This window comes from Kribbella sp. NBC_00359 (assembly GCF_036097425.1).
Classification (GTDB): domain Bacteria; phylum Actinomycetota; class Actinomycetes; order Propionibacteriales; family Kribbellaceae; genus Kribbella.
The window spans coordinates 2,832,071-2,845,060 of record NZ_CP107975.1 but is presented as its reverse complement, the minus strand read 5'-3'; the positions used below and the strand labels follow the sequence as shown (position 1 = coordinate 2,845,060).

The following is a 12,990-nucleotide window of genomic DNA, read 5'->3' as shown; positions in this document are numbered from 1 at the left end:
TCGGTCATGAAGGTTGTCGAGGAGCTGCGTTATCTCGTGCTGGCGATCCAGCGTGAGGGCAACCGGCTGCTCGCGGCCGAGTTGCGGCCGCTCGGAATCACGCCGTCCCAGGCCGAAGTCCTGCGCGTCCTGCGCGATCACGGGCCGCTGACGCTCAACGCTCTCGGCGACCTGCTGGTCTGCGAGACCGGCAACAGCCCGAGCCGCCTCGTCGACCGGCTGGTCGCGCAGGGGCTGGTGAAACGCGGCATCGACAAGGTCGACCGGCGCTACCTCGCGCTGAGCCTGACCCCGCAGGGCCGGGCGCTGCACCGGCGCATCGTCACCGCGGAGAACCGCCTGCACCGGACCATGCACGACATCGTCGCGGGTCAGGCGCTCGACGAGACCATCACCACGCTGCGCGCCGTCGCCGACGCGTTCCCCGCCGGGGCCGCGCTGGCCCGCCGGCGAGACCCCGAGTACGACCACCACCTCGCCCAGGAGAGATAGTCATGGAGCAAGCCACCGAGGCCATCCCGGCCGACCCGGCGGCGATCCGGCACGTCCTGCTGGACGCGCTCGCGCTGCCGGAGTGGAACGAGGCGTTCCTGGCCATCGATGGACCGGAGCAGGCGGAGCTGGGCGCGAGATACGCACTGCAGGTGCGACCGGGCCTGGCCGGCGAACTGCAGTACACGGTGGTCGAGGCCGACCGGGTCGAGATCACCTGGCAGGTCCCCGGATTTCGCGAGGTCGGCATCTGGACCATCGGCCCGGACCGCCAGGTCACGCACACCTTCGAGCAGTCCGGGCCGTTGGCAACGGTTCTGCGCCCGGCCTACCGCAACGTCGCCACCATCCGCCTGGCCCGCCTCGCCAACCGCGTCCGCCAGCTCGCGCACACCGCCTGAGCGCTAGACGGCCAGCGGCAGAGCGCGCTTGTGGGCGGTCCGCCGGTGGGTGCCGATGATCGTCGCGGCCGCCTTCTCGTCGATCTCGCGGCCTTCGAGGAAGTCGTCGATCTCGTCGTACGTGACGCCCAGGACGGCCTCGTCGGGCAGGCCCGGGTTGTTGGTCTCGAGGTCGGCCGTCGGCACCTTGCCGGTGATCTCGTCCGACGCGCCCAGGCGTGAGCCCACCTCACGGACCCGGCGCTTGGTCAGGCCGGACAACGGCGTGAGGTCGCAGGCGCCGTCGCCGTACTTGGTGAAGAACCCCATCACCGCCTCCGCCGCGTGATCCGTGCCGACGACGAGACCGCCGCGTGCCCCGGCGACGACGTACTGCGCGATCATCCGCTGCCGTGCCTTCATGTTGCCGACGTGGAAGTCCTCCCGGTCGCCGAGCCCCGCGTGCCGGACCGACTCGACCATGGCGTCGGTGGCCGGCTTCACGTCGACCACGAGCGTCTCGTCCGGCTTGATGAACTCCAGCGAGCGCTGCGCGTCCGCCTCGTCCGCCTGGACGCCGTACGGCAGCCGCATCGCGATGAACGTCGCCTGACCGCCCTCGGACCGCACTCGCTCCGCCGCCAGCTGGCAGAGACGGCCCGCGGTCGCGGAGTCGACTCCGCCACTGATGCCGAGCACGTACGACGTCGCGCCGCTCCGCCGGAGCTGGTCGGCCAGGAACTCGATCCGGCGCTCGATCTCGATGTCCGGATCGAACGACGCGGGGACGCCGAGCTCGGCGATGATCAGTTCCTGCAGGTAACGGCGCTCGGCGCTCATCGGGCTCCCTCGCTGTGGTCGGTCGAAGCGCCACCAGCCTAGACAGCCCGGACATGAGGATTCCCCGCGCACCCGGAAGAGCTCACTTACCCTTGCTGCCTTCCGGCCCTGGGGGAGTTGGGCGAGATACCGCCACGCGGGGAACCGGAGACGAGTGTACGGGATCTCCTCCGCAGGCCCGAAATCCCGCCCCGGACTACTCTGGTTGCGTGACGGATCATCAATTCGGCCCGTTCGGGATCTCGACGGGTCTGGACAGCAGCGAGCAGTCGATCGAGGCCGCGCGGGCGGCCGAGGCGCTCGGGTATCCCGCGATCTGGCTGTCCGGCGGCCCGCTGCCTGGACTCCAGACCATCGTCGATCTGGTCGGCGCGACCACCTCGATAAAATTCGTGAGCGGCATCCTCGCGGTTGTGAGATACAGCGCGGCCGACGTCAGTACGACGTACGCCGCGCTGGAAGAGTCCGCACCGGGCCGGTTCACGGTCGGACTGGGCGGAGCGCACGGCCCCAAGCCGCTCGCCACCCTCAACGCCTACCTGGACGAGGTCGACGTACCAGTGGAGCGGCGTGTCCTCGCAGCGCTCGGTCCGCGGATGCTGGAGCTGGCCCGGGACCGGTCCGCCGGTGCATACCCGTTCCTGATCAGTGCTGCGTACGCCGCTGAGGCACGCAAGGTACTCGGCCCGGACAAGCTGCTCTCGGTCAGCCACCTCGTCGTACTGGAGGCAGACGCGGACCGGGCCCGGGCGATCGCACGGGACACCATCGGCTTCTTCCCACGGATCCCCGGGTACGCCGCCTCCCTCGAGCGGCAGGGGTTCAGTGCGAAGGACCAGGCTGAGCTCCCGGATCACATGGTCGACGCACTGGCCGCATGGGGTACGCCGGCCGACATCAAGGCCAAGCTGACCGAGCATCTGGACGCCGGAGTCGACCATGTCGCGGTCAACGTGATCACAGGTGTCACCGGTCCCCAGCCGGTCGAGCAGTGGAGAGCGTTAGCCCCCACGCTGCTTGCGTAGCAGCGCCGGGATCCAGTGGTCGCCGTACCGGCTCTGGAGCTCCGGCTGCTTCCAGTCCTCACCTGTGATGACGCCTCGGCACAGTGGTGAGCCACAGGTGCACTGCAGCTCGTAGTCCACACCAGTAGAGGTCCCGTAGTCGCTCGTCACCTCGTCGCCCACCGCGATGTCCCGGCGGGCCTCCAGCGTGACGGCGTCGATCCACCACATGTTCGGGTCGCAACTGTGGTTGCCATAAGCAATCACAGGGCGAGGGTCGTTGCTCAGCACGAGGTGTTCGTCCTCGTCGATCGTGATCGTGTCGACAGGCGGATGCTTCAGGAGCTCACGGAGCTCCGCCGTGGTGACCCGGCGGCCGGACAGTTGGCCGACGACTTCGCCCTTGGCGATTGGCTGCGTCGCGAACAGGCCCTTGCCCGCGACCGGCGACTCCCGCACCTCCAGCGCGGGATGCGCCCAGGTCAGCTGCTTCTCGTAGAGGCGTGCGGTCGACTCCAGCTTGTCGTAGCGATACGGCCGCTCCTCACCCGTCGGCGTGAACCCCTGCCGCAGCCAGAACCCGGTCGCGATCCGCGCGTTCGTGTCCACGATCGCCAGCCGGAGCGTCCATACCTCGGGCCACGAGGTCTCGACGTACCGCTGGACCTCCTCGTACGTCGCTCTGCCGAGACCGCTGCCCTGGTGGTTCCAGTGAACTTCGAGCAGGCCGATGAAGGCGGTGTGGTCGTTCGGATAGCCCCGGAGCAGGTCGACGACGGCAACCAACCGGTTGGTGACAAACGCGCCGAGAACGACCTTCGCCTCCTCGGGCAGTCCCTCCGGTCGCATCATCAACAGGCTCTGCGCGTCTGCAGGTCCCGGTGGGTAGCCAGTGATCCGCTCGGTGTAGCCCGGGTCGGACTCGATCAACTCTTGCAAGGCATCCACGTCGCCCGGTGCGATCGGGCGCAGTACAAGGCTCATTTCTCCAGTTCCTCGATAGTGCCGGCCATGATCGCCCGGATGTTGGTTGTGACGCGGTCCGCCGGCCAGTCCCACCAGGCGATCCGGAGCAGCCGGGCAACGTCGTCGTCGGAGAACCGCCGGCGGATCAGCTTGGCTGGATTCCCACCGACGATCCCGTACGGCGATACGTCGTCGACCACCACCGCGCCAGACGCGACGATCGCACCGTCCCCGATCGTCACACCGGGCATCACCAGGCTGCGGTATCCGAACCACACGTCGTTCCCGACCACGGTGTCGCCGCGTCCCGGCAGTCCGGTGATCAGATCGAAGTGCTCCGCCCACGCACCACCCATGATCGGGAACGGGAACGTGGACGGCCCGTCCATCCGGTGGTTCGCACCGTTCATGACGAACGTGGTGCCCTCGCCGAGTGCGCAGTACTTGCCGATCCGCAGCCGCTCCGGACCGTAGTGGTAGAGCACGTTGTTCGTCTCGAAGGCGGTGGGGTCATGCGGGTCGTCGTAGTACGAGTAGTCGCCCACCTCGATCAGCGGCGACGTCACCACCGCTTTCAGCAGCACCACGCGGTCTGTGGCGGGCATCGGGTGTACGACGTTCGGATCCGGTGCACCGTGCATACCGCGACCCTAGATGAGCAGGCTGACCACCAGCAGCCCGATTTCACCTTCCCGTGCACCCTCGCGTATTCTCTGCGCTTGGAGGATTCGCCTAGAGGCCTAGGGCGCACGCTTGGAAAGCGTGTTGGGGGCAACCCCTCACGAGTTCGAATCTCGTATCCTCCGCCAGTCTCCTGGAGTACGAACCTGCAGGTCAGAGGGTGGGTTCGAAGGTGTGGGGGGATGAGCACGAGGAAGCCGGTCGCGGTTGCGGCCGGCTTTCTGTCTCGTGAGGGGTGTCGGCAGGGCTTAGCCTGGCTGGGGCAGGTACGGCTTCGGTGTCCACGGTTGACGCTGGAGCGGTCGGGGGCCTTTCGGTTCGCGCTGTCGCCGCCTCCCGGGCGCCAGTGGCCGCCTGAATCACGGATCGCGTGGTCGACCACGGTCGAGGCGGTCGGCCGGGCGTGGAGTGGCGTCATCGACGCCCCTGAGGAGAAACTACCGCCGCTACTGGTCAGCATGATGGACGTCGTACTCGCCGCTGCGACGACGCCGCTGGAAGAGCTGTCCACCGGCGCCGATTGGGAGCTGCGCGCAGCCCTGCTGACGCTGCACGCCATCGCCGATGAGGCGTGCGCCGGGCTCGGCGTCGCCCTGGCCGCTTCGAATCCGCTCGGGTGCGGCTACCGCGTGCGATGGCACAAGCTGCCGGCCCGCCGGCGAGGCACCGAGCCTCGTGCCGACCATGTCAACTTCCTGCTACTGCCCTGGCCCCTGCAGATCCGCGCCAGCGACTTCCGCCCGGTCGAAGGGTCCGCACAGCGCGATACCGATGAGCCGTACGGGTTCTTCGACTTCGACCCCGCCGAGCGCCTCGACCTGGATCTGGTCGACCGGATGCTGGTTGCCGCCCGCAACGAAGTCGACAGCATCGACGTGGTGTGCCTGCCGGAGAGTGCGATCACGGAGGACGATCTCGCGCCGTTGGAGGCGTTACTCGAGTCACACGGAGTCGTTTCGCTCACTACCGGCGTACGTCGAAAGCGATCGCCGCTCGATGACTTTCCCGACAACTGGGTGCATTGGGGCGTGTCACCAGAGATGGAGAAGGGCCGGGCCGAACCGCTGGAGGGCTTCGGCACCGGCTGGCTCCACGTCCGGCAGAACAAGCACCATCGATGGTCCTTGGACGCCGGGCAGATCTACCAGTACCACCTTGGCGGCGAACTGCACCCCGCGATGCGGTGGTGGGAAGCCGTGAACGTCCCCCGACGCGTTCTGCACTTCATCGAGTTCGGCGAGGGATTCACCGTTGTCGTCCTGATCTGCGAGGACCTCGCTCAGAACGACGAGGTCGCCGACCTCATCCGCGCGATCGGACCGACGGGGATCGTGGCGCCGCTCCTTGACGGGCCGCAGCTCGCATCGCGGTGGTCCGCCCGGTACGCGAGTGTGTTCGCCGACGACCCGGGTTCCGCCGTACTGACCCTCAGCGCTTGGGCCTGGTGGACCGCTGCCGTCCGGGCGGGCTCGATCCCGCACGTGTCGACGGCCTGTGGAAGGACCCCAGCAACGGCTCCAACGAGACCGTTGAACGTCGACGACCTGACGATTCTGTGTGGCTGGGCCGAGGCCGTCGCCGAGTCGTTGGCGTACGCGCCCAACCGGGTCGGCGCGGTCCTGCGTATCGCGGCCGCAGGCTCGCCCTGGCGCGCCGACCTCGGCCTCGACGAACCTTCGGACCCGCTGCGGCGAGCCATCCGGCTCATGGACGACGTGGTCAGCAACACCGCTGCCTCCAACGACCACCTCGACGCCATCCTGGCCGCGGTCAGCGAAGACGTCACCAGCAGCGATGACGCGCTGACAGGCCTGGTACGGCGCGTCCTCCTGGCCGCGCTCGAGCTCCGCGAAGGCCGACGCAGGCACGAAGAGGTCCAGCGCGCCACGTGAACTTGTTATGTGCTCCGGCGGGCTAACCTGCGGGGAGTTGGTGCCGGGCTGGGGAGGGTGTCGTGGACGGGGTTGCGATTCGGGCGTTGCGGGATGGGGATCCTGAGGTTTTCGCGGCGGCGTTCACGGCGATCGGGTGGAACAAGCCGGTTCAGCAGTACGAGAAGTACCTGGCTGAGCAAGAAGCCGGGTTGCGGGATGTGTTGGTGGCGACCGTGGACGAGGAGTTCGCGGGATACGTGACTGTGTGGTGGGAGTCGCCGTACGAGCCGTTCGAGGGGATCCCGGAGATTTCGGACTTCAATGTGTTGCCGAAGTTTCGGCGGCGTGGGATCGGTAGTGGGCTGATGGACGCGGCTGAGGCTCGGGTGGCCGAACGGTCCGACGTGGTGGGGATCGGTGTCGGTCTGTATCCCGACTACGGGACGGCGCAGCGGATGTATGTGCGGCGCGGCTACATCCCTGACGGGCGCGGGCTGATCTACGACGGCCGGCAGGTGCCACCGATGGCGACCGTCAGGAACGACGACAGCGCCTGCCTGATGTTCACCAAAAGCCTGGTCCACGACCACTGAACTCAAGCGCCGGCAGGATTCACACGTCAACCGGCGTCCTGTCATCCCGGAGCCATACCTGCGAGCCTGGGACCGCTACAGGGTGATCAACGTCGAGCGCCAGGAGGAGCGATGTCCGAGGAAACGATGGAGCGCGTGGTTCAGCAGGCTCTGGTTCGCGACGGGATCGCCGATGAGGTGATCGCCGCAGGCCAGTTCAGCCCCCGCGGCCAGACCGGCTCGATCTTCGCCGGCGGCATGGTGGGCGGCAGCTTGGGCGAAGTCGGTGGCTCGGTAGGTGAGGCCGTCGGTAACGTCGCGGGCGTGATCGGTGGCATGCACGCGAACGCGGCCGCCCACGGGATGCCCGAGTTCATGTTGCTCGGAGTGACCGCCGACGGGGTTTACGGCTTCGAAGGCCGGTCGCGCAGCAAGGAGCCCGGTGCGATGGTCTTCAAGGTCGCGAGGGCGGGGCTGGAGGTGAAGGTCCACCAGCGAGTGAACGTGAGGGTGCTCGAGCTGATCCATCCCGAGAGCAACTCGCGGATCGAGCTCGAGGGCAGCCGGATACCGCTGACCCATTCCAAGGACGTGATCGAAGCGCTCTCCGAGGGCTAGCTCACAGCGATACCGACCCGCCGACTGACGGGTGCGGTCAGGGCTCAGCACTAGCGCTCGATCCTGCCCGAACGTCGAATTGCGGCTTGGAAAGCGTGTTGGGGGATGAACACAAGCCGTACTCGCGCTCGCGGCGGAGCAGCCATTGCTCGCGGGATATCTCCAACTGACCGCGGACGTGACCGGCGCCGACTATGCGGAGCTTCGGGACCTGGTGACGACCTTCCAGCCGCTACAGATGCCGGTGCGAGTCCACCACCTCCAAGTGCTGGAGACGATGGACGACCTCGCACTGAGATCCCGCATCGTGAACCAGTAGCGCCCGGGGTGACGTGCGTCACGTCGTGTCAGGGGTTGGGCGTCGGCGGTGTCTTGGGGGCATGACTGGACACAACACACAGCACAAGGTCGTCGTCATCGGTGGTGGGTATGCCGGGACGCTCGCGGCCAACCATCTGCGGATGCGCGACGGCGTCGACATCACCCTGGTCAATCCCCGGCCGGACTTCGTCGAACGGGTGCGGCTGCACCAGTTCGTGGCCGGCACCGACGACGCGACGATCGACTACGGGACATTGCTCGGCGAGGGCATCCAGCTGGTCGTCGACAGCGCTCTGCGGATCGACACCGCCGCCCGCGCAGTGCAACTGGCGTCGGGCCGCACGCTGCACTACGACTACGTCATCTATGCGGTCGGCAGCACCGCGGCGATACCGTCATCCGTGCCTGGCGCGGCCGAATTCGCTTACCCGATCGCCGAGTTCGAGGTTGCGCGGCGGCTGCGCGCCAGGCTGGAGGAGTTGCCCGTCGACGCTCCGGTCACCGTGGTCGGCGGAGGACTGACCGGCGTCGAGACGGCCGCCGAGCTCGCCGAACAACGACGCAAGGTCACCCTGGTGTGTGGCGGAACCCTGGTGCCGGCCTGGAGTTCTCCGGGTCGCCGGTACGCCGCCAAGTGGCTGTCCCGGCACGGTGTCACCGTGCGCGAAACTGAGGTGGTGACCGAGGTCCGGCCGGATGCGATCGTCCTTTCCGACGGTACGACGCGTTCGAGCGCACTGACCATCTGGTCGACGGGTTTCGGCGTACCGGAGTTGGCCGCCGCGAGCGGGCTGCGGACCGACTCGCTCGGCAGGCTGCTCACCGACGAGACGTTGACCAGTGTCGACGACGACCGGGTGGTTGCCGCCGGCGACGCCGCGGCCCCGTCGGGTCAACCGCTGCGAATGAGCTGTCAGGCCGCCGGACCGCTGGGGGCGCAGGCCGCCAACACCGTGCTGAGCCACATCGCGGGGACCGAACCGGCGGTGATCAACCAGGCCCTGACCGGGTCGTGCGTCAGCCTCGGCCGGCACGCCGCCATGCGGCAGCTCGCCCGCAAGGACGACACCGTGGTGAACGTGTACATCGGCGGCCGCGTGGGCGCCGCGATCAAGGAGAAGACCTGCAAGCTCGCGGTGTCGAGGATCCGTCGCGAGGCTCGCGAGCCGGGTTCCTGGGCGTGGATCAAGGGCGGCCGGCAGCTGGAGCAGCCGCGGGTGGTCACGTCCCCATGACCACCGACGAGCATGCCGAGCGGTTCACTCTGTTGCGGCCGCTGCTGTTCACGATCGTCTACGAGATCCTCGGCTCCGCTACCGAATCCGACGACGTACTGCAGGACAGCTACCTGCGCTGGGCCGAGGTGGACCTCGCGACGGTGCGGGACACCAGGTCGTACCTCGCGCGGCTGGTCACCCGTCAGACGCTCAACACGTTGCGGGCGAGCACACGCCGGCGCGAGGACTACGTCGGCCCGTGGCTGCCCGAACCGCTGCTGCTCGACGAGAACGACCCGTCGGCCGACGTGGTGCTCGCCGAGTCGGTGTCGATGGCGATGCTTGTACTGCTCGAAACACTCACCCCCGACGAGCGTGCGGTGTTCGTGCTGCGCGAGGTATTCGGCTTCGGGTACGACGAAGTCGCTGCCGCGGTGGGCAAATCCGTCGCGGCGGTCCACCAGGTCGCGCACCGCGCCCGCGAGCACGTGCAGGCGCGATGCAGGCGATTCCAGCCCGTCGACACCGCGAAGACCGCACTGATCACCGAGCAGTTCATGGCCGCGACGGCGACCGGTGATCTGGCGGGGCTACTCGAGCTGCTCGCGCCGGACGTCGTCTGGACCGCCGACAGCGGCGGCAAGGTCACCGCGTCGCGCCGGCCGGTGGTGGGCGCTCGGAAGGTGGCGACCGTTCTCCTGGATCTCTTCCGCACCGGCCGGGAGAGGCCCGGTCTGCGGTTCCAGATAGCCAAGTACAACAACGCACCCGCGATGGTCGCCACCATCGGCGACCATCCCGAAGGCGTCCTGCTGATCGAGATCACCGGCGAGAAGATCACCAACCTGTACATCATCCGCAACCCAGAAAAGCTCGTCGCGATGACAGTCCCGCGCGAGATCAGCCGCTGAGAAGGAACCCAAAGTGAAACGGTCCGACCGCACCAGCGGCCGAACCGTTTCGTGAGTCGTGGAACGGTGGAACTAGTGCGCGACCGGCGCCGGCTCGCGGTGGCCGGTGTCGATGGCCAGATCGCCGACGTAGTTGATGCGCAGCGTGAAGCGGTCCTCGCTGTTGGCCTTGACCCAGTCCGCGGCCTTGGTTGCGGCGGTGTCGGCCTGCGCCCGGGTCTCCCAGGTGCTGATCGAGACGAAGGCGTTCTTGTCGACCTGAGCCACTCCGTAGGACACGAAGCCGTCGCTGCCCTTGAACAAGGGAACCATCTCGGCCTTCGCCTGGGTGACTACCTCGTCGAACGTGCCGGACTTGATGTCGTAGAGAGCTACGCGCGTACAGCGCATGGTGTGCCTTCCTATCGTGGAGCGGCTTGCGTAGACCCACAAACCAGTTCCACCACCGAACCTACGCTGGTACTTCAATACTAGCAATAGAATTCCTGGATCAAGATTCCGGTATACTCTGCGTCATGGCTTGGGGCTTCCTGACGAACCACGCGCAGGCGCTGCTGTGCATTGCCGACGACCCGGGCGTCCGGCTGCGGGAGATCGCCACCACGGTCGGCATCACGGAGCGCGCGGCCTTCGGTATCGTCACCGATCTGGTGGAGGCCGGTTACGTGGTCAAGGACAAGAACGGCCGCCGCAATCGCTACGCAGTCCAGGTCGACAAACCCCTGCCGGGGGCTCTGCTGCGACAGCGAACGGTCGGCCAACTGGTGGCCCTCCTCGCCCGCACGGACCTGGAGACTCGCGACCACACCTGAGCACGGCCCGGCGCTTCAACGGGTGGCGCGGGTCCAGGCGGTGGCGACTCGGGAGATCAGGGCGGGGTCGACCTCGGCCGGCGTCGGGCTCGGGGCGGTGTACTTGCGTTCTGCCACGCGGCCGATGGCGGCGACGTCGAGGCTGTGGTCCGGGTCATGGCTCACGTACAGGTCGATCGGTAGCTCGGCCATCGCCTTGAAGGCGGTCACGAGGTCGCCGTCGGTGATGTCGGGTGCGATGGTCAGGTTGGCGGAGGCCTGGCCGACCTGCACCGTGGTCACGCCTTGGAGGTCGGCGACGGCCGTGTAGATCTGGTACGCCGCTCCCGTGTCGAAGGACGAACCACTGAAGACCGGGTCGCCCTGTTGCCCGACGTACGGCGACGGCCTCCTGACCAGCTGGATCGACAGATAGGAATCCCAGATCCTGCGCAGACTCGCACACGCGGCGACGTACCCGGCGCGATCCCGCACGGTGACCGATGCCGGTCCGCCGTCGTCGCGCATGTCGATCCGGGTGACGCCTGGGATCTTCATCAGCTCAGCGGTCAGCCTGCGGACCTGTGGAGTGAACGCCTTGGCGAAGACTGTCTCGGGTGCCCGGACGGGTCCCCAGCCAAGCTCGAGCTTCCCGTACAGCCGAGCGGGCGCCAGCTTCGGCAGCGCCGCGAGCAGGGCGTCCAGCTCGATGTCCTTCGCCGCGAAGTAGACGCCGGCCCGGCGGTCCGGTGCCTCGATCCACCCGGTCAGGCCCGGGTATCGCTGCTGCAGGTCGGCGAAGTGCTGGGTCGCGGCGCGGTCAAGGCGGAAGTCGAGGCTGGGGCAGTCGGTCCACTGGACGACGACCTGCCGATCGGCGGTCTCGACGCGATGCGTACGCCGCGCGTCCTCGCTCGGCACGACCTGGTCCAGCCCTACGGCAACCGCAGCCACCGCGGCCGGCGGAGCGGTCACGAGCAGTCCCGACGATCCGTACGTCGACCCCGTCGCCCGCCCGTCGCGACGGAGCCAGAGAACCCGGTCCACGTCGAGATCGCTAGCTGGAAGCGTCAGATAGAACCGAGCGCGGTAGTTGTCGACATCGAGTTCGATCCTGCTGTCGTAGTCGTCCTCGCGTCGTCCGAACTCGCGCCTGATCTTGCCGATCAACGCGGTGATGTCCTGGTCCGAACGACGCTTGACCAGGGTCATCAGGATGTACTGGTCGTCGGCCGAACCGACCAGCTCGACCTTCTCCACACCGGCGAGTCCGCGCAGCCAGTTCAGCCGGTCGGCTGCCGCCTCTTCCGGGGTCTTGCCGCAGCCGGCCAGGAGTACGGCGCCGCCGACCAGCGTCCCGAAGGCACGACGGCTGATACGCATGCCGCGATTCTGCCGACGGCCCGGGTCACCTCACTCGCCGTTGTAGGCGGCCAGGACACGCATGGAGCCACTGGTGACGCGGATCTTGCGGTTGCGAAGGAAACGGAGGCGTTCCACCGGCGGGACGATTCGCGAGACCGGGTGGAGCAACTCCCGGACGCGGCGGCTGACGAACGGCAGGGCGTAGTACTGATAGGCACTGTCGACGGCGCGGACCGTGTAGCCGCCGCGGTTCAGCAGTGTGGTGATAGTTGCCGGGTCGTAGTAGCTGACGTGCTCGGGGATCTTGAACGACACCCAGCGCGATCCGGAGGCGCGGGCCAGCAGGCTCTTGATGTTCGGGGTGACCATGACCACCAGACCACCTGGCCGGAGCAGGCGGCCGGCCACGCGGAGGAACTCGGAGGGCTCGGTCAGGTGCTCGATGAGGTGCGACCCGAAGATGACGTCGTACTTCTGGTCCTGGATCTCGGGCACCTCCTCGAGCAGACCGCAGAACACGCGGCCGGGGTGGCGCGTCGCGGCCCACTTGACGGCCGCCGGGGAGAGATCGATGCCGTAGGCGTCGAAACCGGCATCGAGCGCACACTGCAGGAAGTAGCCGTACCCGCAGCCGACCTCGAGGATCCGGCCGCTGGGGACGAACTCACGGATCCGGCGCACGTCCTCGCGGAACGTCGCCAGGTACTCCTGCTCCTGGTCCTCGTACTCCGAGTACCCGGTCGCGGCGCCGCCCTCGAAGTACGAGTCCCCCTCGTACAGGGCGCGCAGCACGTCCGCGGTCGGCGTCGGCACGAGCTGCACGAGGCCACACGACGGGCACTCTTCGATGCCGTAGCCGTCCTTCTCGCCGCGCGGGCGGAAAGCGCCGGTCGAGGCACACAAAAGGCAAGTCGCCATGAACAGGCTCCCCTTAGGTCCGCCCCGGGCGGGCGAGGTT

16 protein-coding genes, 1 tRNA gene and 1 other RNA gene are annotated in these 12,990 nt (G+C 67.8%); 11 read left to right on the top strand and 7 right to left on the bottom strand.

Features of this window, described 5'->3' with window-relative positions:
* Positions 1-6 precede the first annotated feature (6 nt).
* Positions 7-492 (top strand): MarR family winged helix-turn-helix transcriptional regulator, encoded by a 486-nt coding sequence (locus tag OG876_RS14020; RefSeq protein WP_328525277.1) that lies wholly within the window; start codon positions 7-9, stop codon positions 490-492.
* Between the two features lie 2 nt (positions 493-494).
* On the top strand, positions 495-893 hold the full coding sequence (locus OG876_RS14015; protein WP_328525276.1) for an SRPBCC family protein: 399 nt from the start codon (positions 495-497) through the stop codon (positions 891-893).
* Between the two features lie 3 nt (positions 894-896).
* Here OG876_RS14015 and nadE read toward each other — a convergent pair whose 3' ends face one another.
* Positions 897-1,712, bottom strand: coding sequence for an ammonia-dependent NAD(+) synthetase (gene nadE / locus OG876_RS14010; protein WP_328525275.1), 816 nt, complete (start codon positions 1,710-1,712; stop codon positions 897-899).
* 52 nt (positions 1,713-1,764) lie between these two features.
* Positions 1,765-1,861: signal recognition particle sRNA small type (gene ffs / locus OG876_RS14005), an RNA gene on the bottom strand.
* A 60-nt stretch (positions 1,862-1,921) separates the two neighbouring features.
* On the opposite strand from ffs, the gene OG876_RS14000 reads away from it, so the two are divergent.
* Positions 1,922-2,737 (top strand): TIGR03620 family F420-dependent LLM class oxidoreductase, encoded by an 816-nt coding sequence (locus tag OG876_RS14000; protein WP_328525274.1) that lies wholly within the window; start codon positions 1,922-1,924, stop codon positions 2,735-2,737.
* Here the strand turns inward: OG876_RS14000 and OG876_RS13995 are convergent.
* Positions 2,714-3,700: a GNAT family N-acetyltransferase gene (locus tag OG876_RS13995; protein ID WP_328525273.1), complete on the bottom strand. Its 987-nt coding sequence runs from the start codon at positions 3,698-3,700 to the stop codon at positions 2,714-2,716. The genes OG876_RS14000 and OG876_RS13995 overlap by 24 nt on opposite strands.
* The gene (locus tag OG876_RS13990; protein WP_328525272.1) at positions 3,697-4,323 is read right to left on the bottom strand and encodes a CatB-related O-acetyltransferase; all 627 of its coding nucleotides are present in this window, start codon (positions 4,321-4,323) and stop codon (positions 3,697-3,699) included. The genes OG876_RS13995 and OG876_RS13990 overlap by 4 nt, the downstream gene beginning before the upstream one ends.
* Before the next feature lie 80 nt (positions 4,324-4,403).
* Here OG876_RS13990 and OG876_RS13985 point away from each other — a divergent pair.
* The 7 genes from OG876_RS13985 (at position 4,404) to OG876_RS13955 (ending at position 9,876) form a co-directional block, all read left to right on the top strand.
* Positions 4,404-4,491: transfer RNA gene (locus tag OG876_RS13985), tRNA-Ser, on the top strand.
* 159 nt (positions 4,492-4,650) lie between these two features.
* The gene (locus OG876_RS13980) at positions 4,651-6,255 is read left to right on the top strand and encodes a hypothetical protein (protein ID WP_328525271.1); all 1,605 of its coding nucleotides are present in this window, start codon (positions 4,651-4,653) and stop codon (positions 6,253-6,255) included.
* A 62-nt stretch (positions 6,256-6,317) separates the two neighbouring features.
* Complete coding sequence (locus tag OG876_RS13975) at positions 6,318-6,830, top strand: GNAT family N-acetyltransferase (RefSeq protein ID WP_328525270.1); 513 nt, start codon at positions 6,318-6,320, stop codon at positions 6,828-6,830.
* Positions 6,831-6,941: 111 nt separating this feature from the next.
* Entirely contained in the window at positions 6,942-7,427 is a 486-nt protein-coding gene (locus OG876_RS13970; RefSeq protein WP_328525269.1) for a hypothetical protein, read from the top strand.
* Positions 7,428-7,572: 145 nt separating this feature from the next.
* Entirely contained in the window at positions 7,573-7,746 is a 174-nt protein-coding gene (locus OG876_RS13965) for a hypothetical protein (protein ID WP_328525268.1), read from the top strand.
* Between the two features lie 61 nt (positions 7,747-7,807).
* Positions 7,808-8,983: an NAD(P)/FAD-dependent oxidoreductase gene (locus OG876_RS13960; protein ID WP_328525267.1), complete on the top strand. Its 1,176-nt coding sequence runs from the start codon at positions 7,808-7,810 to the stop codon at positions 8,981-8,983.
* Entirely contained in the window at positions 8,980-9,876 is an 897-nt protein-coding gene (locus tag OG876_RS13955) for an RNA polymerase sigma-70 factor (protein WP_328525266.1), read from the top strand. Before OG876_RS13960 ends, OG876_RS13955 begins: the two co-directional genes overlap by 4 nt.
* 72 nt (positions 9,877-9,948) lie before the next feature.
* On the opposite strand, the gene OG876_RS13950 is transcribed toward OG876_RS13955, so the two are convergent.
* Positions 9,949-10,266 carry an antibiotic biosynthesis monooxygenase gene (locus OG876_RS13950; protein WP_328525265.1) on the bottom strand — a complete coding sequence of 106 codons (318 nt, stop codon included), beginning with the start codon at positions 10,264-10,266 and terminating at the stop codon, positions 9,949-9,951.
* Positions 10,267-10,391: 125 nt separating this feature from the next.
* Here OG876_RS13950 and OG876_RS13945 point away from each other — a divergent pair, with 125 nt between their 5' ends.
* The gene (locus OG876_RS13945; RefSeq protein ID WP_328525264.1) at positions 10,392-10,688 is read left to right on the top strand and encodes a helix-turn-helix transcriptional regulator; all 297 of its coding nucleotides are present in this window, start codon (positions 10,392-10,394) and stop codon (positions 10,686-10,688) included.
* Between the two features lie 15 nt (positions 10,689-10,703).
* On the opposite strand, the gene OG876_RS13940 is transcribed toward OG876_RS13945, so the two are convergent.
* Together OG876_RS13940 and OG876_RS13935 are read right to left on the bottom strand one after the other, a co-directional pair.
* Positions 10,704-12,050: a hypothetical protein gene (locus tag OG876_RS13940; protein ID WP_328525263.1), complete on the bottom strand. Its 1,347-nt coding sequence runs from the start codon at positions 12,048-12,050 to the stop codon at positions 10,704-10,706.
* A gap of 30 nt (positions 12,051-12,080) precedes the next feature.
* Positions 12,081-12,950: a class I SAM-dependent methyltransferase gene (locus tag OG876_RS13935; RefSeq protein WP_328525262.1), complete on the bottom strand. Its 870-nt coding sequence runs from the start codon at positions 12,948-12,950 to the stop codon at positions 12,081-12,083.
* Positions 12,951-12,990: the final 40 nt, after the last annotated feature.